The organism is Caproiciproducens lactatisolvens (genome assembly GCF_052443335.1).
Classification (GTDB): domain Bacteria; phylum Bacillota; class Clostridia; order Oscillospirales; family Acutalibacteraceae; genus Caproiciproducens.
Genome location: NZ_CP195750.1, coordinates 712620 through 736464, shown reverse-complemented (window position 1 = coordinate 736464; position 23845 = coordinate 712620). Strand labels below are relative to the sequence as shown.

Below are 23845 nucleotides of genomic sequence, written 5' to 3'. Positions count from 1 at the left end.
AGAATGAGTGAATTAAAAGCAATACGTGCCGCCTACGGGGAAGCGCTGGTCGACCTTGGCGCAAAAAACGACAAGGTCGTCGTTCTGGACGCCGATCTGGCGCACGCAACCATGACCAACGGCTTCGCCGAAAAATATCCGGAGCGTTTTTTTAACGGCGGAATAGCGGAAGCAAACATGATCTCCATGGCCGCGGGACTTTCCACGATGGGCTTCATCCCATTCTGCAGCACGTTCGCCATCTTCGGCGCGGGACGCGCGTACGAGCAGGTGCGCAACAGCGTTGCGTACCCGAATTTCAACGTGAAACTGGGCATGACGCACGCGGGAATCACGCTTGGCGAGGACGGCGGCAGCCATCAGGCAATCGAGGACCTCGCTCTGATGCGCGTGATCCCGGGTATGACGGTGATCGTACCGTGCGACGCAAACGAAGCGAAGCGCGCCGTCAACGCGGTGGCCGCTATGAAAGGCCCCGCCTATCTGCGTCTCGCAAGGCCCGCGTCTCCGGTATTTGAGCAGGAAATGCCGTTTGAAATCGGAAAGGCCAATGTTTTGCGGGAAGGCGGCGACGTTGTCCTGTTCGCCTGCGGCATCATGGTGGCTACCGCGCTGAAATGTGCGGCGAGGCTGTCGGAAAACGGAGTATCCGCCTCTGTAGTCAACATCCATACCGTCAAACCAATCGACGAGGACTGCGTGCTGCGTTACGCCTCCCGGTGCAAAAAGGCGGTCACCATCGAAGAGCACAGCGTGATCGGCGGCTTAGGCGACGCGGTATCCGCCGTGCTGATCGGCAAAGGCGATTTCCGGTTCAAAAAGATCGGGGTGCAGGACCGTTTCGGCCAATCCGGAAAACCGGACGAGCTTCTGCGTGAATACGGTCTGGATACTGACTCCGTATTGAAGCAGATAAAAACCATTTTATAAAAAAATCCCCCGGACGGCATCATGTGGCCCGAGGAAATAAAGGAGAGATACCATGAAAATAGCACTGATAAACGAAAACAGCCAGGCTTCCAAAAATGAATTGATCTGCAGCGTATTGAAAAAGGTAGTCGAACCAATGGGTCATACGGTATACAATTACGGCATGTATACGGCAACGGATAAGGAATGGCTGACCTATGTGCAGAACGGCATTCTGGCCGCCGTATTACTGAACAGCGGCGCGGCCGATTATGTCATTACCGGCTGCGGCACCGGCGAAGGGGCCATGCTCGCCCTCAACAGCTTCCCCGGTGTGATCTGCGGTCATGTGGTCGACCCGAGCGACGCCTTCATGTTTGCACAGATCAACGACGGCAACTCGATTTCCCTTCCCTTTGCGAAGGGCTTCGGCTGGGGCGCGGAGTGCAACCTGGAATATATCTTTGAAAAACTGTTCGGCTGCGAGAGCGGCGGCGGCTATCCGAAGGAAAAACAGCAGGTCGAGCGCAGCAACAAGAAGATTCTTGACGCCGTAAGGGCAAACAACTTCCATGATCTCATTACCTGCCTGAAGGGGATCGATCAGGAACTGCTGAAGGGCGCTCTGGGCGGCGCACACTTTAAAGAGCTTTTCTACGCGAACAGCAAGGACGAGGCTCTTACCGCATTTGTAAAATCGGTCGTAGGCGAATAAGCAAGCTACGTTCCAACTGCATAGTGACATTTCGATATTTCAGCTGAATGCGGCCATCACTTTTTGTGATGGCCGCATTTTTATCCGCAATTGAATGGAATGTAACTTTTCCAGCGCCTCCATAGGATGGAGGAATTCAGAAACGCCGTGAAGCCGCTCTCCCCTGCTGTGCGGCAAATGTCAGCGAATATACGAAAGCCGGAGATTCGCGCGTATTCCTGTGCGGAGAGCGAAAATCCCGGCTTTTCTTTATGGTTCCTGAAGGAACAGTTTCTGATGCAGAACCGCGCCGACGTGAGCACAGTCGATTTTCAGCGTTTCTTCACAAGCCTTTTTTGCACGCTCACGGTCACCCAGACCATAACTGCCCAGTGCGATGAGGTACTGGCAGTGCGCCTGATTCCGGATATTCAGATCTTCATCGAAAAGCTGCAGATCCGGCAGGGAAACGGCAAAATAGTCGATAGAAACAGTATCAAAGATATGTTTCTCTCCATAATCCACCAGTTTGTGGAACCGGCTGAGGGCTTTTTCCTCAAGGCCGAGCTTTCGCAGGGCCAGGCCCTGATAAAAGATCATATCGGCGGGCTGATCGTTGTAGTACATCATCCCCGCGGGCTCCTGATCGCCGGCGGAGGCGCGCCGCCAGTTTTCCTCCGCGCCCGCTGAATCGTCCAGAGTTTCACAGGCACATCCCAGATAATAGTAAAGATTATTGTCCTTTTCCCCTTCCAGCTTGCCTTCCCCCAGATTTTCCGGAAACACAAGCGCTTTCTGAAGCAGTTCTTGCGCTTTTTCCGCTTCCCCGCTGCGCAAAGCCCCGCGCGCCAGCTCCGCCAGCGCCAGCGTATACTGCGTGGTGATCTTTCCTTCCCCGCCTTCCCATGGGTGGAATTTCCTGATCTGCGTGCGCCGGTATGCTTCCTCATGCCGGCCCAGAAGATTCAGCAGGGTAATATATTCCACGCACAGATCGTCGCGCTGCTCAACCAAAGACTTGTATTTGTCAAAATTCCGGATCCGCTCGGCGGGAGCCAAGCCGCGTTTTTTGTAGAGCTGGTCGAGCTCCAAAAACACCCGCGCGTCGGCCGTATCCAGCAGAAAGGCTGTTTCCAGCGCTTTCTGCGCTTCCTCAGGATTTTTTTCTTTATTATAGTAAGCGAGGGACAGGTTTCGCCATGCGGTCGGGAACTGACGGTCGATGGAAACGGACTTTTCCCAAAGCTCGCGCGCTTTTGCGTACTGCTTTTTATCGTACCAGAGATTTCCCAAATAGTAGGGGGCTTTTGCGTCCTCCGGGGAAACCCGGACGGCATATTCCAGCACCGCGATATCGGTAAGCTTATTCGGGAAACAATAGAGCGGACTGCGCTTTGCCGCATCTGCAAGGGCAAGCCTGCTTTCCTCCCTGTTCCCGCTCAGGGCGCTGTAATAGGCGGCATAATAGGCGGGCATAGGGTGCTTCCCTGCGTATAAACGAAGCAACTTCAGCGCTTCGTCATAGCAGCCGTACGCGGCGTAATTCGCTGCAACATCAAGAAAGGTGTTCGGCTCGCCGCGCATCAGGGAAAGCATTTCCTCCCGGCCGGAACCGTCCGGATAGCCCTGCTCCATTCTCGAAAAATAATCGAAAGGATCCAGCCTGATATTTTCCTGTAAAAATGCTTTTGCTTCCTCCGTTTTTCCGATTTTTCGCAGGATCAGCGCCTTTAACCCGCGTGCCCTGATATGATGCAGGTTCCTGACGAGCGAGCGCTCCACATAGCCGAGCGCTTCCGTCCAGCGTCCGGACTTCGCCGCAAGGGCGGCAAGCCAGTAAAATGCCATCTCCTGCTGTTCATTCGTCCACGTTGCTTTATAAAAAGCGTCGAAAGCTTCCCCGTAACGCTCCTGATACGTCAGGCTCAGTCCGAGGTTGAAATACGGCTCGCTGTCGTATGGATTCGGGTTTTTCCAGGTGATGCGCTCGACCGCCCTGCGGAAATACGGCTCGCTCTGCGCAAACAGACCCCTGCGGAACAACAGCAGGCCGTAGGCGTTGTTGATGCGGCTGTCGTAAGGATCACGCCTCAATCCTTCCAGATAATACGGGTCGGGGTCATAGGTCGCATGGCGGTACTGTTCAATATGCAGACCGGTTAAATACAGTTCCTCATTGGTCGGAATCTCTTCGGGCTCCTTCGCGGGCTGCGCGGGGTCCGGAAGCTTTTCGATTTTTTGGGGCACGGGAGTATAGCTCAGCATCAGTCTGCCCGTTCCGTCATACACCGACAGGGTCAGTTCCTCCGGTTTTTTCCCTCCCGAGGAGAGCTTTGCAGTGTAAACATCGTTCGGCGACAGTGTCTGAACCGTGTCGAGCAGAATGCCGTCCGCGCTTTTGAGCTCAATTTTCGCATGGGGATAGACCCCGGCTGCGTACACGCAAATGCCTACGTCATCGCCTTGTGTTTCCAGGTTCAGCACAACCTCGGTGCTGGCATTTTTCACGTTCCCCGCTTTTTTATAGGGCATAAAATACTGGGTAAAGCATTTTTCTTCGTACGGTTTGAGCCAGGTGAAATCGGGCTGGTTGTCGGTGAACATTCCGGTCATCAGTTCAATGTACGGGCCGTTTTCATCCGTCAGGTTCCTGTCCCAGGCCTTTCCGAATTCTCCGCTGCCCCAGGTCCACTGTTTTTTCCCGGGGGAAATATGGTGATCGGCAATATGCAGGATTCCGGCCTGTGCGCCGTAGTCATAGCCGCCGACAAAATTATAGTCGGAATGGTACGCCATATAGGAAGTCGGGACCGGGATGTTTTTATACCGTGAAATGTCCACCCCCGCGCCGTAATCGTGTTTATAATAAACACCGGTGGCAATGGGGAACTTGGAAACGTCCCGTTTTCCGTGGTCCATCACCGCGTGTACATCCGGCGGGAAAATGGACTGGGTATCCTCATTGACGCTGACCGCGGGATTAGCCCACCACAAAAAGGTCTGCGGCATATCGGTGGGGTTGTAAAGCTGACCTTTGATTTCAATGTAGGCTTTGTCAGGATAAAGCGTAAAGCCCGCCATTCCCTTTGTCCCGTTGATTCTGTCCGTTTCGTTAACCCGGACGGTTTTGCTTCCGTCCTGATTCTCACAGATGGTATAATCCACGGGAGAGAAGGTCGACGGACGGTGGTGCTGCGGCCAGTTGAATTCAATTCCGCCGCTGACCCATGGACCCGTGAGTCCCACCAGCGCGGGCTTAATGACTTCGTTATAATAAACAAAATCATATCCGTTCGTTTTATCATACGCACGCTGGATCCGGCCGCCCAGCTCCGGCAAAATCATTACGCGCAGATAATCGTTTTCCAAAAAAACAGCGTGATAGGTCTTGTCTTTTTTCTCGTCGTAAATTTTATCGATGACCGGGCACGGATAAACTTTTCCGGAGCTGCCCTGGTAAACACGTTTCTCAAAAAACATCGGATTTTTATCGGCGGCGCCCACCTCATAGGTGGGGATTACTACGTTTTCCTGCCATACTTCCACCTGTTTTTCAGTATGCTTCATGATGATGCCTCCTAATGGTAAAATAAGGTTTCGCGCAAATCCCGCACGGAAACAATGCCGTTTGACGGATGTAATAAAAATATTTATAATATAAAAAAAGCCCTTACTATTTCAGTAAAAAGGTTGTGTTATCGTGAAAATATATGACCAGGCCGGTATTCTGGAAGCCTCTGATCTTTATTTCCATACCCACAGCGCACAGGCGGAAGAAATGTACTTTTACCCTGTTTGCACCGGGCATTACTTCTGCGATAACACTTATGTCGTAGACCGGCAAAGCTACAACAGTTTTCTGATTATCTACGTAAAACAGGGGACCGGATTTGTGGAGCAAAACGGACGTCACATTCCGCTTCACGAGGGTTCCCTTGCGTTTATTGACTGTTATAAACCGCATTTATATTACACAAAGAGCAATTGGGAAATCTATTGGGTTCACTTTGACGGAATCCTTGCAAGGCAATATTTTAACACCGCGACCCGCAACGGCATCATTTTTACTCCCCAGAACCCCTATAATGCCGAGCACTGCATCTGTAAAATATTCGAGCGTTATCACGGCCATATGAAGGTAAACGAAGTTGTCATTTCCAAGATCATCACGGATCTTCTGACCGAACTGATATTATGCGCCAATAAAATTGTTTCAAAGGACAATAACGGCGTTGTGATCGAAGAGCTCATGACCTACATTTCTGAAAACGCCGACCAGCCGCTGACGCTGGAGCTGCTGGCAAAACGCGCTTCTCTGAGTCCGTACTATTTTACAAGGGTATTTAAAAAAGAAACCGGTTTTACCCCTCACGAATATCTCATCCGTGTCCGCGTAGAGCTTGCGAAGTTCCTGCTGACCACCACGGACGTACGGATTAAGGAGATCGCCTACCGGAGCGGATTCGACAACGAATGCAGCTTTTGCACCTCATTTAAGAAAGCAACCGGCACTACACCCCTGAAATACAGGGGAAGGACCGCAAAAATTTCAAAAAATGGCCGCCCTGCAGAAAACTAAGCACAGGGCGGCTTACTTTTTAAAGATCACAAGGGCTTAGTCTGCAGCAGCACCCATCACTTCTTTGTAGTTTTCCGGAGTAACGATTTCTGCGCTTACTGCCGTTTCCTGCTTCACTTCTTTCCCGGCGATCGTATCGAGCAGCACCTGCACGGAGCCGGCCCCGATCGAATCGGAGGAGAAATAAGTTGCGGCTTTCATTGGGGAACCGCCGGACTTCTTGAATTCGTCCTTTGCGAGGTAAGCGCCCAGGCCCACCACACAGGCATTTTTATCGAGCCCCGCGCTCTCGAGAGCACGGCACGCGCCTATGGTGCCTTCTTCATTCGCGCCGGTCACAAGCCAGGTCTTGATTTCCGGATGAGCGGTAAACACGGTCGCGGCGGCGGTGTTGCCCTTATCGGTCGTTCCGTCGTAATCCGCCTTGAAAATCCTGCTTGCCGCAAAGTCGGGGCAGTCCTTCGTAAAGGCGTCATATTCCCCTTCCGCGCGCGGCACGCAGCTGGAAACAGTATCCATGGTCATAATCAGCAGGCCGACATCGGATTTGGAAACCAGATCGTTTTTCTTTGCGTAATCGGCAAGCCATTTCCCGTTCGTTTCTCCGATGGCATAAGCGTCGATTCCGACCCAGGGAGCCAGCTTTTTGCCGCTCCCGTCCTGCAGGGCGTCGTCCGCCGCAATGACGGGGATCTTTGCCTGTGTGAGCTTATCCACGACGGACTGGGACATCGTCTGGTCGGGAATACAGGTGACGACCCCGGACGCGTTGTTGGCGATCGCGTTGTCGATTGCTTTCAGGTACTCCTCCGGGCTCATCTTGGCGTCGACATAGATAAACTCTCCGCCCGCGGCCTCAACCGCCTTTTTCGCGGCGGCGCCTTCATCGATGAACCACGTTTGGTCCCCGGCCTTATAGATTCCGTAAACCGTCAATTTTCCGGAACCTTTCGATCCCGCGTCCGCCGCGGCCTGTGAGCCCGCGGCCGAACCGGCGGAGCCTGTGTCTCCGCTGCTGCAGCCCGCCAGGCTTGCAAAGGCCATCGTGACCGACAAAATAAATGCTAACGCTTTTTTCATACAACATCCTCCTGTTTTACATTTTTCTAAACATGCTGATCGCATGTAAAGCAACAAATCATCATTACGCATTCTTCATGCTGGCCGCCAGCAGGACCTTGTTGCGTTTCTCTTTGCGCAGGTAATCGGTGGTAAGGGCAAACAGCAGCAATGCGCCGCGCGCCACATACTGCCAGAAGGAGGGAACGTTTACCATAATCAGCCCGGTGTTGAAGGCCTGGATCAAAATGATCCCAAGTACGGTTCCTCCCATATTTCCGACGCCGCCGGTAAAGGAGACGCCGCCCAAAATTACGGCCGTAATGGCGTCGAACTCAAGGTTTACGTTAGCGGCGGGCTGCCCGCTGTTCATTCTGGCGGCAAAAACGATTCCGCCGATCCCGCAGAACAGGCCCATCATCACAAAGCAGATTAAAATAATCCTCTGGGGGTTCAGTCCCGCCAGACGCGCGGCGTCCTTGTTTCCGCCGATTGCATAGATGCTCCGCCCGAATTTGGTTTTCGCAAGAATAAAACCGAAAATCCCGATGGAAAGAAGCATGATCCAGACCGATAAGGGAATTCCCGCAAACCTTGTTTTCCCGATTTCAATAAACGCCGGATTGCTGATCGCGACCGGTTTGCCGTCGCAAATGATATAGGCAAAGCCGCGGAGAATCGCCTGTGATACCAGGGTGGCTATAAAAGGGTCGAGCTTGATCTTATTCACCATCGTCGCATTGCAGACACCCACACCCGCCGCAACCGCAAGGGTGATCAGAATGGACAGCACCAGCGGGATTTTCCAGCTTACCAGTAACGCGCAGAGCGTTCCGGAAAGAGCGGCGAGAGATCCGGGCGACAAATCGTTCTGCCCGGCAATAATCAGGTATGTATGGCCTATGGCGACCAGACCGACAAGGGATGCCGCCACCAGCAGGTTGACAATATTGGTCAGTGAGAAAAAGTTTGAGTTCAAGGATGAAAAAAGGATAAATACCACGATGATTGCGCCAATCAATACCAGTCTTTCCCCGCCGATGATATTGAATATGTCCTGCAATACGGATATTCCCTTTTTCTGTTTGGGTGTCTCGTTCATTCTGTATCCTCCCCTATCATTCCCATACTGAGGAGTCTGTCCTCAGTTGCTTCATCGTGCGATATCTCCCCGACAATCTTTAACGATTTCATGACAATAATCCGGTCGGAGAGCCCCATGACCTCCGGCATTTCCGAAGATATTAAAATCACCCCAAGCCCCTGTTTTGCGAAGGCGCAGATCATATGGTAGAATTCGGATTTCGCGCCCACGTCGATCCCCTTGGTGGGTTCATCCAGAATCAGGACCTTCGGATTGGTCGCAATCCATCGCGCAACAATGCATTTTTGCTGGTTCCCGCCCGACAGCTCGATAATCTTTTTGTCTGCGGAAGGGGTTTTGATCCTGAATTCGGAAATCCCCTTCTCGGCAACGGCGTCTTCTTTGTTCTTATCTACAATCCCGAATTTTTTTGCATTTTGATCCAGCATGGAGATATTAATGTTGCCCTTCACGCTCAAATTCGCCAGAATCCCCTGCATTTTCCGATCCTCCGGGACCAGCACAATGCCGTTGTCCATAGCGTCTTTCGGCGAGCGGTTGACGATTTTTTTGCCTTCCAGATAGATTTCTCCGCTGCGCATGGAGTCGGCGCCGATAACGGCACGGATCAATTCGGTCCGCCCCGCGCCCACCAGTCCGCTGAACCCCAGCACCTCGCCGCGCCGCAGCTGAAAGGAATTTCCCTTCACATAATCGGAGGAAACATTTCTGACGTCCAGAAGCACGTCCCCTATGGTCTTATCCCGGTCAAGGCTCTTATAAACGTCCCCCAGATCACGGCCGACCATCAGCCGGATCAGCTCTTTGTCCGAAACCTCTCCGGTGGAAACCGTACAGACATAACGGCCGTCCTTGAAAACCACGGTTTTATCCGTGATCTTTCTCAGTTCCTCCATCCGGTGCGAGACATAGATAATGATTTTATTTTCACTTTTCAGTTTGCGGATAATCGTAAACAGGCACTCGATCTCGGCATCGCTCAAACTTGCCGTGGGTTCGTCAAAGCAGATCACTTTGAGGTTCTCCCTGCTGTAAGCCTTCATGATTTCCACCATTTGCTGGTAGGCGATACTCAAATCCTTGACTTTTGTCTGGGGGGTGATGGGCAGCCCGAAATCATTGATGATTTTCTGCGCCATTTTGTTGGCAAGGCGCTTATTGATGACTCCCAGCTTGTTAGCCGGCATCCGGCCCAGATAGATGTTCTCCGCAACGGTCAGCTCCATTAAAATCTGACGTTCCTGATAGATGACGCTGATTCCCTCTTCGATTGCTTCGTGAGGCGAGCGAAAGTGTTTAGGGACCCCGTCGATTAAGTAATCTCCCCGATCCGGCTGGTAATCGCCGTTCAATATCTTCAGCAGGGTCGATTTTCCTGCGCCGTTTTCCCCAAGGAAGGCCAATACTTCTCCGCTGTGTGCCTGGAAACTGATATCATCCAGCGCAACGACACCGGGAAAATATTTGGATATATTTTTAAATTCCAGTACACTTTCCATCCCTTTCTCCTCCTTCTCCGTATAATTTGCTATATTTTATTCGTGAGTCGACTACTCTTTTGTTAATATGTTGATATTTATGATATCACAAAGAAATGGGTTTTTGTTTTTCAAAATTGCGTAACTATTTAAAAAAATTGCTCTTTTCACAGTTCCGTATTGCTTTCCGTACAGGAATCTGTAAACTAAAATGGAGAAGAAAAAGAGAAGGGGGTGCTTGTCCCATTTTTACGCATATTACACAATATTCGAAGGACTCCCGTGCGGATCATCCGGTTTATTGCTTAAAGAACGACCTCGGCACGGAGGTTGGCTTTGTAGCTTTGGGTGCTGCCATTGCCTTTGTAAAAACGCCGGACAGGAACGGACACCTTATAAATATTGCGCTTTCTTTATGCAGCTACGAGGAATACTCCCGTAGCGACACCTACAGCGGCGCTACAATCGGCCCGGCGGCCGGCCGTATCCGGAACGGCCTTTTGCCGATTCTGGGAACGGAATATTCCCTGCAAAAAAACGATTCCGGGAACACCCTGCATGGCGGAACGAATAATCTGGGACATTCTCTGTGGGAGATCGGCGAGTTCTTCTGCGGCCCGGACGAGGCCGGCATTGTTTTTAAAGCCCGCCTGAACGATGGCCAGAACGGATTCCCCGGCGAACGTCACTTTGGGGTACGGTATACTCTTTCCAGCGATAATACGCTGAAAATACGGTATACCGCCGTCACGGACAAAACGACGTTTCTCAATCTGACAAACCACACTTACTGGAATCTGACAGGCGATTTTACAAAACCGTGTGACGGCATAGTGCTGCAGATCAACGCGGAGAAAGTTTATTTCAACGACGCCGATCATCTGCCGGTTTCGTGCGAAAGCACAGTGGGCACTCCTTTCGATTTCACCTCTCCCCGTCCGGTCGCAGAAGCAATGAAAAGTGCTCCCGCCCACAGCCAGCTTCAAAATGCGCGGGGGTATAACAATGCGTACGTATTAAGGGACGCATGCCTTCCCGCCGCTTCCCTTTACGACCCGAAAAGCGGGCGGCGTGTCACCGTTGCTACGGACTATCCATGCCTTGTTTTTTATTCCGGCGGTTATCTTTCAGAGGCCGGGTTCACCGCCGACGGTCAGAAAATCGCGGCCGGCAGCGCGTATGCCCTGGAAGCGCAATATCCGCCGGACGCCCCAAATCTGCTTGGAAAAGACGCCCCTCTTCTTTTCCCCGGCGACGTCTACCATAAGGAAATATCCTTTCATTTTGATACCCTGTGATAGACATCCAGTGAAATCAGCGCATAATTTATTTACCAATAGGGCGGAGCAGTGAGAGATATTGTTGAGGAGCGCGCCGTTGAGCCCGGCGAGTACATAATTACACAGAACCACCGTGCGCGGCGCAGCGAAAATTTGGCGTCATCCAGAGCACTGTTATACGGCTGTAAGTTAAATGAAGTTTTCCGTTGTGGTCAAATAAGAAGAAAACCAAGGATTCCGGTGCTCTTGATTGAAGAGAGCCGGGATCCTTGGTTTTTGATCATTATCAGACTTCCTGCCGCATGGGGCAACCGTAAATGAAACAGCAGCACAGGACGCGATGCGTCGTCTGTCTGCGGGCAATGTTCTACAGAAGCGATTCAGAGTTCCGGGCAAAAGCTTTACAAATCAACCTGCTCAAAACGCTTTGCAGAAATCAGATATGCAATCAGCATTCCAATCACATATACTGCCGCGCCAACAACCAATATGGGCAACTGCCGCAACATCATATTGGGTATAACGCTGTCGAGCCACTCGAACCCCGGAAAATGTACGAGCACCTCCATTATAATCACTGCAATGGCAGCCGGTATGATAGCAAGAAGGAACGCCATGTCCACTTTATAGGCTGTTTTGAAAAACTGTGTCAGCAAAACCACATTGAAGACAGCATATATCATCAGCCCAAAGCCATAGTAGGCCACATTTGCTTCAATCCCAGCCGGATTGCCATTTGGCAGAACATGAACACGCAGTACGGCAAACGGCAGGGAAATAAGAAGTTGCGTCATTTGGGCCAAAACCATAAGCAGGCATTTGGATTTCACCGTATCCCTTTTTTTTACCGGCAACAGAGCGGTATAGTAAATATCGTTTGTTTCTCGGCCATACAGGAAAGTAAGATACGGCGCAAGGCAGCCGAACAGGAACACCATGCCATAAGGATACGCCGGAACGATAACCAGAGCACCAAGCAGGGTGAAGATATACAGATTGGGATGGGCAGCCAGCCGCAGTTCCTTGTAAAGAAGATTAGATATCATAGCTTCTCCTTTCGGTACGTATCATAATTTCCTCCAAAGACAGCTCCCTGTTTTCCCCCGGCTCCCTCAGGTTTTGAAACGACCGGATAAAAACGGATTTTTCGGCGCTTTTCAGCAGTTCCCCGTCTTTGATATAGGTAATATCGTCGGCGCATTTTTCCAGATCAGACGTAATGTGGGTAGAAAAAAGGATGCTCCTTTCCTCGTCTTTCACAAGCTGCCGAAACAATCCCAGCAAATCATCACGGGATACCGGGTCGAGCCCGCTTGTGGGTTCATCCAAAATCAAAAGCCTGGCATTATGGGATAGCGCAAGGGCTAACATATATTTTACTTTCATGCCGGACGAAAGTTCCTTCACCCGTTTTTGCGGGTCGAGAGCAAAAGCCTTGAGATATTTTTGATAGGCTTCCTCGTCCCAATTCCGGTAAAAGCGCTTTGTGACCGTCGTAATAACCGCTAACTTTTTATGCTTGTAGAAATCAATCCCGCCTAAAACTGCACCGATGTTTTGCTTGCAGCTTTCTTCATTTTCCACAAAGCTGCGGCCAAACATTTCAATTACCCCACTGTCCGGGCGCACCAGATTCAGCGTGGATTTTAAGGTTGTGGTCTTTCCTGCGCCGTTTTTTCCAATCAGCCCCATGATCCTGCCCTGTGGCAGTGAAAACGTAATGTCACGCAATGTAAAACCTGGATAATGCTTCGTTATCCCCTGCACAGACAATAGATTCAAGTTTTATCCTCCTTACCCTTGAAAAAAGCATCAATAGTCTTGCCGGTCATCTGCAGAAAAGTATTACTGCTTACCAACGCAATTCCGGCGGTTGTCGGGTCGCTGTCCCCCAGAACCACCAGCGTATCGCCGGGTTGAAGTTTTAACGTGTCCCGCGCCTTTTTAGGTAATACGATTTGTCCTCTTTCGCCTATGGTTACCGTACCAAAGATGTGCTTGTTTTTAGGGCCAATAGGAATTCCCTCCTGTTCAGGATCATAACGCACAAGGTCATTTAGGGATACATCAAATAAGTCGGCCAGTGCTCCACAATTGAAGATGTCGGGCAGGGAATCTCCATTTTCCCACTTTGCCACGGCCTGCCGTGTGACGCCGACTTGCTCGGCGACTTCCTCTTGCGATAAGCGGCGGCGGGTTCGCAGATAACGCAGATTGGCAGCAATGTTATTTTTAAGATTATTCATACTTTTCATACCTCGCTCTTAAATATTACAATTGAAATTCAAGGAATACAACCAACCGCTGCATACGTATTATGTTCGTTTTGGTTGCGTATATAAATGCTACGCTTTTCAATTGTCACGGAAGGATGAAAAAAGCGGCTTAAAGTTATAAGTCCATGGCCCTTCACTGCCGCGATTTCTCGTCTGAACAGGCATCTTAAGTTTTGCTTCTATTATAAATTATAAAGCGAGGATTGTCTGATCCTTTCTACTGCAGCCTTAGTCAGCCGGTTTACGTCATTCTTATTGATCCGGTAAGCGGAGGTTTCCTTGCGTGAGGTTGGATTGTCTGGAGAAATCAATTCAGCAATATGCTGATCTATCAGTATAGAGGGCTGCTTTCCCGTTCTTCGCAGCAGCTCGTTTGATAGCTTTGGGTTTCCGCCGTCGGCCCCGCCGCTGATGGATAAAAAGCCGTACGGTTTCGGATTTTGTTTCAGCTCGTTTAAGTATGCCCGAAGCGGGGATGCAGCCTGACCCATCCAGACGGGCCCGAAAAAGAGTATGAAATCATATTGCCGAAGAATATCCGGGGCAGGCAGTACTTTAGGCATCCGGGAAAAAAGCATATCCATAACGATGCTCCCCATTGTTATGGGTTTTTTTACGGAGACTTTGATATGCTTTGCCATCAACTCTTTTGCCACACTTTCCGCAAGAGCTTCATTATTACCCGTGTAAGAATACGATACAACCGCGATGTTCATCGAGATCCTCCCCGTTCTGTTTTAAATTTAACTTTGTTTTATACTCACTGCCTTTTTGATAAAACCATTTTACATATTTTCCGTGATCCGTTTTTCCGATTCGTTCCCTCTGTTCAACCTTAGAAGCAGGATAGAGAATACGACAATCCATAACATGTATCCATAAATATTAATGCGCTCCCAAACGCCCATCATGGGAGTAGGCATATTTAAAGCGTATTTCGGCTGATCCAGACCGGCCAATATGCCGAAAATCACAAACAATATCATGGTAATGATCGAATAGGCCCTGAACTTTCCTTTAAAGGATACCGCTCCCGCTATCATCGCCGGAAACATACAGAGAAAAACCCCTGCCGCTGTTAGAATTCCATGCATCGTATCCGAAAAATCCGCTTCCACTCCCCGCAGATGGATCGGAAAGAAGAGTGTAGCCGCAAGTCCGAGGGCCTCTTTCGCGATAATCAGCAACGCTGCTATTTTAAGCGTCCGTTTGCCATTTGAAGAGAGCATGATGCCAATGCCGTACGCATAGATCAGCAGGTCATAAACAACAAAAAGCATCGCTACATACAATCTGGTCGGCGCGTCGATCGTAATTAGTTCGCTGACGGTTTGTGATACGGGGCTATAATCGCTCCACACAGCGGATGCGGTTGTGACGGTGATAAGATAGAGAATGGAGGATACGATCCCCATGGTAATCAAATCCGTTTGAAGCTTGGTTAATACCTGCCGCGTTTCTCCTTGAGCATGATCATTAGTCGTATGATTCATATTTTTCTCTCCTTCAAAACATGAATTTACCGGCCTTCGGCTTGTTTTCACTGTTTATTCTCAGCGTCTGGCGGCGTGTCCGCGGAGCAGTCCATAAGCCCCTTCATCGTGAATTCGGCCAGGTATTCAATCAGACGCGGGAAATAATCAAGCCCGATTTCATCTTTATGTGTTTCCGTAACAACCAATGCGGTGAAAATCGACATGATCATTTCGGCGTCGATATCCCGCCGCATCCGTCCTTCAGCCTGCCATTTTTTCACGATCTCAATAAAGCCGCTGTAGAGAAAGTCCACATGCTCCAGCCCATTTTCTTCCCGAAAACTTTTTTCTATTTTACCGAACACCTCGCTGTTGTACCATTCCCGCAAGATTGGATTGGCCTTCATACCCTCGAAATTCAGCCCCAGTATTTTCCGCATAGTCAGCATAGGATCGGCATTAATATCTATGACCTCCATAATGCTCTTTTTCAAAGCGACATTTTCATCATTGTAAATCTCCAGAAACAAGGCATCTTTCGAGGGATAATAATTATAAAACGTGCCCGCCGCCATTCCAGCCATTTTCGTGATTTCCGCAACATTCGTGTCTTTAAATCCCTTTAGGCTGAACAGATGCTTCCCGCAGCGATAGATTTCCGCTTTTCTGTCCATTTTTATCCTCCTGTAGTGGGTGACTTTAGACGGTCGTCTTTCTTCCTATAAAATCAAAGAAGCTTCCCATGACCTTTTTAAGCAGCCCCAATGAAGTTTCATAATAATAATCAGACTCAAACCAGCCGTGTTCCTGATAATACCGAAAATCCCGGTATTCCTCATTGAGCATCATGCGTATTTTGGTACGTGAAATGCGGAACATCATCAGCCGGAAAATGGAAGGAGGCAGGGTGCTGCACATCAGCGCTTTGTAAAAAGCCGTTGCCGCCCTTTGTATTTCCCTGTCATTTTTCCTGCGCATGGCTTCCGTGGTGGGCTCCAGCGTTTGCAGAACACAGCCGCGGGACGTGTGAAATCCTAAATTTTCACCCATACTGTTCAGATACTTCACGATTTTGTTCCCGCCAAAAATCCCTTGCGCAACAATCGACATACAGGCTTTGCCCCAGAAGCGCGGTCTGTGAAAGATAAAAGCCAGCCTGTCAAACAAATTCTTCATCCGTGCGGAAACATGGAATGCGTAATTGGGAGAGGCAAAGATCACGCCATCCGACCGGCTTATTTTTTCAATCAGAAGATCCCGGTCGTCCTTCAGGGGGCAATATTCCTCCCCCTTGTCAAAGCACAGCTTGCAGCCAGTGCAAAATCCAAGGTTGTAATCATGCAAAAAGATGGTTTCAAATTCAATCCCGCCATGCGATGTTAAGTACTCACCAAAATTGAGGACGGCGTCGTAGGTTTCTTTCTTTCGTTGGCTTCCGATCAATGCAATTACCCTTTTCATAGCTGACCTCCATAGGATATGAACAAGTTTTATGAATGAATATATTTTAATTCATTCACATTGTAATATACTAAGACGGATTTGTCAATCCCTCTAACTTGGCCCGAAGCGCCGGGCCTGATTGTGACAGGGTTTCTGATCCTCTTTCGCCTCCGCGCAGAAAGGTTTATAGACAGACTATCCGATTTGAATGATTCCCTGAAAGGCTTTGTGATGGGTTGAACATAATAGCCGATAAGCAAAAGCGGGCCATAACGGCCCGCTTCAATTTTTTGTTGTGATAAATGGAAAATTAAAGCCACACGTGAGTGAACCGAATCCCGTACAATAGACAAGGAGAGGAACCCTGGTGGAAACGGTTATAATAAACAAGTCCGGTGTTCAGTCCCTTCGGAGGATATTCCGAAGGGAGGGAAACTGGCTGTGTGGGCCGTTTCCGATCGGAAGCCTAAACGCTTTTCTCAAGAAAAGCCTTCAGGGACGCCGCGTTCGCTTCCTCGCTGCCGCCGGATACCGATACGGTGATAACATTGTCCTGCTTGACGCACAGGCCCATGATCGCGAAGATTTTCCTCGCATCGGCCTTTCTGCCGTCCAGCGAAACGGTTACGTCAGAATCGAGGCCCTGTGCAAATTTGACAAGCTGACCTGCCGGGCGGGCATGAAATCCTTCGGGATCTGTGACTTTATAGGTGAATTCCTTCATGGTATGTTACATGACCGGGACAATCGGACGCATGCCGATCATGCGCTCCTTTCAAAATATTGACGCGAGAAGTACGGTTACCACTCCGCAAAAGTGCCGTCGTAGTTCTTCCATTTCGGGTTTGTCCAGACCAGTTCGTCCATGGAAACCTTCTTGACCTTTTCCTCGTCCAGCTCGATGCCAAGCCCCGGCTTCGTCGGCAGGCCGACATATCCATCTCTGTACTGAAAGATTTCCTTGTTCTTCACAAAGTCAAGCAGGTCATAATCCCGATTGTAGTGGATACCGAGGGATTGCTCCTGAATGAACACGTTCGGGGTGCAGGCGTCCACCTGCAGCGTCGCGGCCAGTGCGATCGGGCCGTAAGGCGCATGCGGCGCAACGGCCATGTCAAAACCCTCGGCCATCGCCGCGATCTTCTTCGTTTCCAGAATTCCTCCGACCAGCGCGACATCCGGCTGCACAATGTCGATGACACCCTCACGGAACAGATTCTTGAACGCCCAGCGGGAATTCAGGCGTTCGCCGGTTGCCAGCGGTGTGGAGGTGTGCAGAGCCACTTCCCGGAACGCTTCTTCGTTTTCCGGCAGAACGACCTCCTCCAGGAACATCAGCCGGTAAGGCTCCAGCTCTTTTGCAAGTACCTTGGCCATCGGCTTGTGGACCCTGCCGTGAAAATCGATGCCTATACCGAGATCATATCCGAATTTGTCGCGCAGCGAGCCGACGCGGTCAAGGACTTCCTGAATCTTTTTGAAGGAATCGATATAATGCAGCTCCGAAGTCGCATTCATCTTGACGGAGTCGAATCCGGCGTCGACGCGCTCCTGCGCGTTCGCCACCACGTCGTGCGGATGGTCTCCTCCGATCCAGGAATAGACCTTGATTTTATCTCTTGCCGCGCCTCCCAGGAGCTCATAGGCGGGCACATTCAGCGCCTTGCCTTTAATGTCCCACAAAGCCATTTCGATACCGGACACAATGGTGGAATTGATCGGACCGCCCCGGAAGAACGACTTGTACAGTTCTTCCCAGATACCTTCGATAGCGAACGGGTCGCGGCCGATCAGCGTATTGCCGATTTCATAGGCTCCGGCAACGACGGTCTTCGTCTTGGTGCCGGAGATCATTTCGCCCCAGCCTTCAATGCCCTCGTCCGTTGAAATTTTGATAAATATCCATCTTGGTTTAACAGTATAAACTTTGACCGCACTGATTTTCATGAAGCTTCCTCCATAATTCCTTTTAACTTCCTGACATGCCCGAAGTAGTACCAGCAGGCTGCGCAGTCCACGTCAAGACGAATAAAATCCTGCGTCAGGAAGTCAGACAGCATACATTCCCGGTGAAAACCCGACGGGATTTTTCTGAAATACTCCTGTACGGTATCCGCGACTGCCCGCTCCAGTTCTTTGTTGCTGCTCAGATACGGGGAAATCTTCTCCATAATTTCTTTTGGACTGCTGAACGATATGCTGCGGCCGCTACGGTCCACCGGCGTGCCCCGGTTCTTGATCTGCTCTATTTTCCGGCCGATCTTCATATAATCCTCGTCGTTCAGGAGCGGTGTGACAGTCACGCTGTCCACGGGGCTGTTCCGGACGGGCACGGTGGAGATGATCAGGTCCACCTCGCCGCGCCGGACCTTGCCCAGCTCGTAGGAGGTGATGACTCCCACGATGTTAAAGGGAAACAGCTTTTTGATGCGCACCTTCAGCAGTTGGGAGGTTCCGATCCCGCTATTACAGATCAGCACAACGTTGATGCACGTAATATTGTGCATCTTTTCGATGGCCGCGCACAAATAAACCGCGATATATTCCTTCTCGGTATTCGACAGGTCCCGGTTGATATATTTTTGAATGATATGCGCATGCTCGTCGATCACATCCCGCACCTGCGGATATTCCTCCAGAATATTGTGTCCCTCGGGAAAATCCGGTAAATTCTGGTCCCGTTCAAAGGCCGAGCCCAAATGGTTGGAAAGGCCTTCGAACAGACTGTAATCCGTGTTGAGATTAACTGCCAGTGAACCCGAAACAGCTTCGATGAATTTTCTGGTGATGGTCTGCACTTCCACGATATTGGAATTGTCCGCCTGTCGTTCAATGTAATGCAGGTGCGCCATCTGTTCATTAAGCAGCCGCAACTCGCCAGGGCTGTAGCTCAACTGAAAATACTGGATGATGTTTTTATATAAATGAATCGCGATCTGCCTCCGGTCTTTCTGTTCCGGCAGAGAGTCCGGTCCGCTCAGGAAATTTCCGTTTTTCGTCCTGAGCACGGAAAAAAGAAGGATATACTGGATCTGTGTGAAGGAATCCTCTGAAAGGAAAACGGTATGCAGATTTTCGGATTCCGTAATCAGCTTGCGGATGACCAGCATCGTATCGTCCAGACTTTTTCCGAGAGCAGGCAGGAACTGCTCCACACTGCCTTGATTGAAAAATATTCTGACAAGCAGCGGATCCTCCCGCATGAACCGGAAAAACAAAAGCCGGACTTTCTTCTCATCCCCAATGACCCGGATGCCCCTGTTCGGGTGCGAAGACAGCACCAGCCCACTGACAGCGAGGCTCTCATGCAGCGCCTCCAGATCATTCGCGACCGTCGAACGCGAAACATTCATAAAAGCAGCCACCTGCTGCAGCGTAATAAAACCGGCATGACAGATCAGCAAAAGAGAAGAGATCCGGAGCCGTTCTTCACGGGAAATCGCATAATCGTAAAAATCGATGTGGGAGATCAGCTCCTGCACGGAGAACAGGTCTGCCTCCAGGTCGAACAGGCCGTCCTTCTGAACCGTGATTTCCGGGAAACCACTGCGCACGAGGTAATCGTTGATGACCCCGAGGTCCGTACGGACGGTACGCTCCGTCCTGTTTTCCTTCTTCGACAGAGTGGACAAGCTGTAATGCTTCTTTTTCGACGCAATATCCGTCAGGATGTCAATCGCTCTTCGATTAATGAAAATCACCCGTCTTTCTTTCCGTAGGCGTTTTTGGTATTGATAGATCGTCCCCATTGGCTTTCGCATGCCGCCCTCTTTACTACATTTTTAGTATAAACCCTAAAAAAATGAAAGAAAAGTTGAGAATTCTTCTGTTTATTTGAAAGAAATTGTTCGATTAGCACAGCAAAACCGGAGCGCGTCTCACAACCCATGCCTTTGAAACTGAACTCTTTTCGGTTGTGGTCAACAAAGAAAAAGCCAGGGATTCCTGCGCTCTCCGATAAATGAGAGCGAGAGTCCTTGGCTTTTCATCATGAATGATCCTTACCCGGCAGGAATATGCTTGTTGCCTTTCCCATGAATGGAACAATGCTTTTTTACAAGCCGTCTCAGGATTCAGCGGGTGGAATCCTCTTATTTTTCATAAACGATCCTGCCGTCGAAAATCGTTTTTAGCATCGACATTTTGCTGATTTCACGCGGTGTCTTCTCTGTAATCCTGCCGTCCAGGACAACTACATCGGCCAGTTTTCCCGCTTCAAGGCTTCCTTTGATACCTTCGTCAAACCCTGCGTACGCCGCGTAATAGGTATAGCAGCGGATCGCTTCCATCAGGGAAATCGCCTGGTTTTCCGCAACCTTTTCCCCGTTTGCATAGACCGTCCTGTCCATCGCGGAGGCAATTCCCTGAATGGGCCGGATATCCGGGATGCACTCCCAGTCGGACGCCGCCGTGCAGACAATCCCCCTGTCGATCGCACTGCGCATGGGAATCAGATATTTCTGACGGCTTCCCTGATAATACTTATTGAAGGAGACGCCCCAAAGATTGATGAACGCGGGATTGAACGTTGGGATGATCTCCAATTTCCGGATGCGTTCCAACAGATCCGGTTCCGCAATCATGCAATGTTCGATTCTGTGCCTGCAGTTTTCACGCGGAAATTCTTTCTGCGCTTTCTCATAAGCGTCCAGAACCATCTCAACGCCTTTATCGCCGATACAGTGCGCCGTAATCTGGAAGCCTGCCCGATGCGCCCTTACGACGATGTCGTCCACTTCTTCCTGCGTCATGGAAGGCGGCATCATCTTCCCGTTATGGCTCATGGGCTGCCGTGTAGCACAGGTTCCGGACGCCCCCGACCCGTCGACCATGATCTTGACCGGTCCGATTTTCATATATTCGTCGCCAAAGCCGGTAACGAACCCGGACTGAATCTGGGCGTTTACAAAATCGATGTTTAAATCCTTGCCCATCAGGGTAAACAGCATGGGGTACATCCTGACGGTAAGCTTTCCCGATTTCACTGCTTTTTGCATTGCCCGGATTGTCGTAGTCCCCGTTGCGCCCGCATCGTGAGCCGTCGTGATGCCGACGCTGTTCATGAGTTTTGACGATTCCATCAGAGTCTGAACGAGCTTTTCTTCCGTGACGGGATTGAATTGATCAATAACATCCAGAATCTTAAAATGACCTACTTCTTTCATGACTCCATTGGGAACGTTGTTTTCATCCTTTACCACATGTTCGTCCGGATAGTCGATTTGGCCGTCCAGGACATGGCAAAGCTCAAAAGCCTTCGTATTATACAGGCCGGTGTGCCCGCTGGAATGAGTGATCGCCACCGGATTGTCCGGGGAAACGCGGTCAAGTTCCCATCTGGTCGGCCAGCGCCGTTCCTCCAGATTTTCAAAAGTCAGGCCATGGCACTGCAGCCATTCCCCCTTTTTCAGGGAGGCCACGTTTTCTTTGATACGGTTCAGAAGGTCTTCGATATTCAGGATACCGGATTTTTGGGATAAATCAATTCCCTTGGTAAGAACGACTCTGGAAGCCGTATGGATATGTGTTTCGATAAATCCCGGCAGGACGGTATTTCCCTTCACATCGATTTTTTGTGTCGATTCACCGCATCGTCTGAACGCTTCTTCATCGGAACCGACGAATTGAATTTTGTTTCCTTCGATCAGGACCGCCCGTGCGATTTCATCCTTCTCATTTACGGTAATGACTTCCCCGTTATATAACAAAATTTTACTCATGATACTGCCTCCTTCATCTTCGTTACAGGAGAGGGAACCTCCGAAAGCCCTAAAACAGTTCCTTATAAATTTTATAAACCCTTTCCTGATTGAGTTCCACAAAGTTATTTGCCATCAGGCGGCCTTGGTTCAGCATGACCGAGTCGGTAAACTCTTCAAGGTTTCGCTCCGTTACCCCATATTCATGAAGGGCCCTCTTCGGAATCAGGACATCCAGCAGCTTCTCCAGCTCCTCAAAAACGCGATCGGTACCGCAGACTAAAATATCCGCAAGGAACTGATTGAGCACCGCGATTTCACCGTCGCTTTTCAGTTCCATGTAATTTTTCAGCACACCGGTGAACATGGCGTAATTGGCCTCGCCGTGGGGAACATGATAGATCGCGCCCAACGGATAGCTTAACGCGTGCACCGCCGCACAGCCCGCGTTACCAAACGCGATACCGGCGTAATTGCTTGCCGTCAGAAAATCACCGAGCAGCGGAGTCCTTGCGTCGGGTCCCTTTTCCCGGATTTCCTTATAACCTCTTAAAATCATATCAATGGCTTTATAGCTGAACATTTTTGTCGCGTCTGTCGCTTTCGGTGAAAGGGCGGATTCAACCGCATGAACCAGCGCGTCGATCGAGCTGGTTGAAAAATACCGGAAGGGAAGGCTGTTCAGCAATTCCGGAATCAGTACGGCGCTGTCCGCATACAGTTCGTCCGCGGCCAGCCCCTTTTTGGTCCCCCGGCTGTTGAGTGCAAGAATAGAGATATTGGTAACTTCGCTTCCGGTCCCGCAGGTCGCCGGTACGATCACCAGTTCCTTATCTTTTACAAGGGGCAGCTTCCCGTCGAAAAGGTCCAGAACGGGCGATCCGTTTTTGAGCGCGAACAGTTTGGAAAGATCAATGACGGAACCGCCGCCGACCGCAATAATACGCTTATAGCCGCCTTTGACGTCCCTGTACATGGCTTCGGCCATCTCATCGGATGGCTCCCCCGCGCCATATTTTTCCTTCAGGAGCACGTCGCACTGCAGATTCAGCGCCGCCAAGAAAGGCTTGTAAATATATCCGTTCGTAATGAGCAGATCTCCCCGCCCGATTTTGAATTCCTCCGCGAATTCCGCACAGGTGGAATATTGGTAGATGGTTGGCCTGATAAAAAGCTGCTTCATGACTGTACACCCTGCTCTTCCTTGGTATCGAGCTTAATTTTAATATAGTCCTTGATCAGCTCCACACATTTTTTCCGTCCTATTCTGGCGCTGTTCAAGGTCATGTCGTAATTGATCGGATTGGTCCAGTTACCGCCGCCGGTGTAATATTTATAGTACTCCGCGCGATATTTATCGGTCCTGTGTATCATCTGGTTTGCCTCGTCCTCATCGACCCGGAGCTTGCTCATGATGGACTTCACGCAGTCCGCCCTCGGAGCTTCCACATACACGCTGATGACATTTTCGTAATTCCTCAAAAGGTAATCGGCGCATTTTCCGATGATCACGCAGGATTCCGTATTGGCAAGGTTGCGGATAATTTCCGCCTGAATGTTGAACAAATTGACGTCCGAAATAAAATCCTTCTCGCTTGGCTCAGCCACAGTGGAAAAGGGGACCTTTTTCAGCATATTGGTGAGATAACTGCCCTTTAATTTTTCGTCGACATCGTAGAACAGCCCTTCCGCAATCCCGCTCACCTCAGAGGCCATCTGAAGGATCTGCTTCTCATAAACCGGAATGCCCAGATCCTGAGAAAGCATGGTTGCAATATCTTTTCCGCCGCTGCCAAAGCCTCTCGCGATTGTAATCACATAATTTCTCATGGTGTACCCCTTTCCATA

The 23845-nt window shown here is 50.2% G+C and carries 21 protein-coding genes; 4 read left to right on the top strand and 17 right to left on the bottom strand.

Annotated elements, in window-relative coordinates; genetic code table 11:
* The first annotated feature begins 3 nt into the window (after positions 1–3).
* Both ACRQV7_RS03575 and ACRQV7_RS03570 read left to right on the top strand, forming a co-directional pair.
* Entirely contained in the window at positions 4–930 is a 927-nt protein-coding gene (locus tag ACRQV7_RS03575; protein WP_444659484.1) for a transketolase family protein, read from the top strand.
* Between the two features lie 52 nt (positions 931–982).
* The gene (locus ACRQV7_RS03570) at positions 983–1624 is read left to right on the top strand and encodes an RpiB/LacA/LacB family sugar-phosphate isomerase (protein ID WP_275717959.1); all 642 of its coding nucleotides are present in this window, start codon (positions 983–985) and stop codon (positions 1622–1624) included.
* A gap of 249 nt (positions 1625–1873) precedes the next feature.
* Here ACRQV7_RS03570 and ACRQV7_RS03565 read toward each other — a convergent pair whose 3' ends face one another.
* Entirely contained in the window at positions 1874–5170 is a 3297-nt protein-coding gene (locus ACRQV7_RS03565) for a DUF5107 domain-containing protein (RefSeq protein ID WP_444659483.1), read from the bottom strand.
* A gap of 133 nt (positions 5171–5303) precedes the next feature.
* On the opposite strand from ACRQV7_RS03565, the gene ACRQV7_RS03560 reads away from it, so the two are divergent.
* Entirely contained in the window at positions 5304–6182 is an 879-nt protein-coding gene (locus ACRQV7_RS03560; RefSeq protein WP_444659482.1) for a helix-turn-helix domain-containing protein, read from the top strand.
* A 36-nt stretch (positions 6183–6218) separates the two neighbouring features.
* Here the strand turns inward: ACRQV7_RS03560 and ACRQV7_RS03555 are convergent, their stop codons facing one another.
* From ACRQV7_RS03555 to ACRQV7_RS03545, 3 genes are all read right to left on the bottom strand, one after another.
* Positions 6219–7262, bottom strand: a complete 1044-nt coding sequence (locus ACRQV7_RS03555) for an arabinose ABC transporter substrate-binding protein (protein WP_444659481.1) — start codon at positions 7260–7262, stop codon at positions 6219–6221.
* A 64-nt stretch (positions 7263–7326) separates the two neighbouring features.
* On the bottom strand, positions 7327–8343 hold the full coding sequence (locus ACRQV7_RS03550; RefSeq protein ID WP_275716377.1) for an ABC transporter permease: 1017 nt from the start codon (positions 8341–8343) through the stop codon (positions 7327–7329).
* Positions 8340–9845, bottom strand: a complete 1506-nt coding sequence (locus ACRQV7_RS03545; protein WP_444659479.1) for a sugar ABC transporter ATP-binding protein — start codon at positions 9843–9845, stop codon at positions 8340–8342. The genes ACRQV7_RS03550 and ACRQV7_RS03545 overlap by 4 nt, the downstream gene beginning before the upstream one ends.
* A 95-nt stretch (positions 9846–9940) precedes the next feature.
* Between ACRQV7_RS03545 and ACRQV7_RS03540 the strand changes: the two genes are divergently transcribed.
* Positions 9941–11122 (top strand): aldose epimerase family protein, encoded by a 1182-nt coding sequence (locus ACRQV7_RS03540; protein ID WP_444659478.1) that lies wholly within the window; start codon positions 9941–9943, stop codon positions 11120–11122.
* A 383-nt stretch (positions 11123–11505) separates the two neighbouring features.
* Here ACRQV7_RS03540 and ACRQV7_RS03535 read toward each other — a convergent pair whose 3' ends face one another.
* The 13 genes from ACRQV7_RS03535 to ACRQV7_RS03475 form a co-directional block, all read right to left on the bottom strand.
* Positions 11506–12150: an ABC-2 transporter permease gene (locus ACRQV7_RS03535; RefSeq protein WP_444659476.1), complete on the bottom strand. Its 645-nt coding sequence runs from the start codon at positions 12148–12150 to the stop codon at positions 11506–11508.
* On the bottom strand, positions 12140–12886 hold the full coding sequence (locus ACRQV7_RS03530) for an ABC transporter ATP-binding protein (protein WP_444659475.1): 747 nt from the start codon (positions 12884–12886) through the stop codon (positions 12140–12142). Before ACRQV7_RS03530 ends, ACRQV7_RS03535 begins: the two co-directional genes overlap by 11 nt.
* Positions 12883–13359 carry a helix-turn-helix domain-containing protein gene (locus ACRQV7_RS03525; protein WP_444659474.1) on the bottom strand — a complete coding sequence of 159 codons (477 nt, stop codon included), beginning with the start codon at positions 13357–13359 and terminating at the stop codon, positions 12883–12885. Before ACRQV7_RS03525 ends, ACRQV7_RS03530 begins: the two co-directional genes overlap by 4 nt.
* A gap of 203 nt (positions 13360–13562) precedes the next feature.
* Positions 13563–14096 (bottom strand): flavodoxin family protein, encoded by a 534-nt coding sequence (locus ACRQV7_RS03520; protein ID WP_444659472.1) that lies wholly within the window; start codon positions 14094–14096, stop codon positions 13563–13565.
* A 69-nt stretch (positions 14097–14165) separates the two neighbouring features.
* A complete protein-coding gene (locus tag ACRQV7_RS03515; RefSeq protein WP_444659471.1) occupies positions 14166–14873 on the bottom strand; it encodes a DUF998 domain-containing protein in 708 nt (235 codons plus the stop codon).
* 47 nt (positions 14874–14920) lie between these two features.
* Entirely contained in the window at positions 14921–15529 is a 609-nt protein-coding gene (locus ACRQV7_RS03510) for a TetR/AcrR family transcriptional regulator (protein WP_275716362.1), read from the bottom strand.
* 25 nt (positions 15530–15554) lie between these two features.
* Positions 15555–16316 (bottom strand): flavodoxin family protein, encoded by a 762-nt coding sequence (locus ACRQV7_RS03505; RefSeq protein ID WP_444659470.1) that lies wholly within the window; start codon positions 16314–16316, stop codon positions 15555–15557.
* A 448-nt stretch (positions 16317–16764) separates the two neighbouring features.
* On the bottom strand, positions 16765–17022 hold the full coding sequence (locus tag ACRQV7_RS03500) for an HPr family phosphocarrier protein (RefSeq protein ID WP_444659469.1): 258 nt from the start codon (positions 17020–17022) through the stop codon (positions 16765–16767).
* A gap of 77 nt (positions 17023–17099) precedes the next feature.
* Positions 17100–18245, bottom strand: a complete 1146-nt coding sequence (gene dgoD, locus ACRQV7_RS03495) for a galactonate dehydratase (RefSeq protein WP_444659468.1) — start codon at positions 18243–18245, stop codon at positions 17100–17102.
* Positions 18242–20059 (bottom strand): BglG family transcription antiterminator, encoded by a 1818-nt coding sequence (locus tag ACRQV7_RS03490; RefSeq protein WP_444659467.1) that lies wholly within the window; start codon positions 20057–20059, stop codon positions 18242–18244. Before ACRQV7_RS03490 ends, dgoD begins: the two co-directional genes overlap by 4 nt.
* Before the next feature lie 330 nt (positions 20060–20389).
* Positions 20390–22018, bottom strand: a complete 1629-nt coding sequence (locus ACRQV7_RS03485) for an amidohydrolase (protein WP_444659466.1) — start codon at positions 22016–22018, stop codon at positions 20390–20392.
* 49 nt (positions 22019–22067) lie between these two features.
* A complete protein-coding gene (locus ACRQV7_RS03480) occupies positions 22068–23180 on the bottom strand; it encodes a 4-hydroxybutyrate dehydrogenase (protein WP_444659465.1) in 1113 nt (370 codons plus the stop codon).
* Positions 23177–23827, bottom strand: coding sequence for a cytidylate kinase-like family protein (locus tag ACRQV7_RS03475; protein ID WP_275716338.1), 651 nt, complete (start codon positions 23825–23827; stop codon positions 23177–23179). The genes ACRQV7_RS03480 and ACRQV7_RS03475 overlap by 4 nt, the downstream gene beginning before the upstream one ends.
* Positions 23828–23845: the final 18 nt, after the last annotated feature.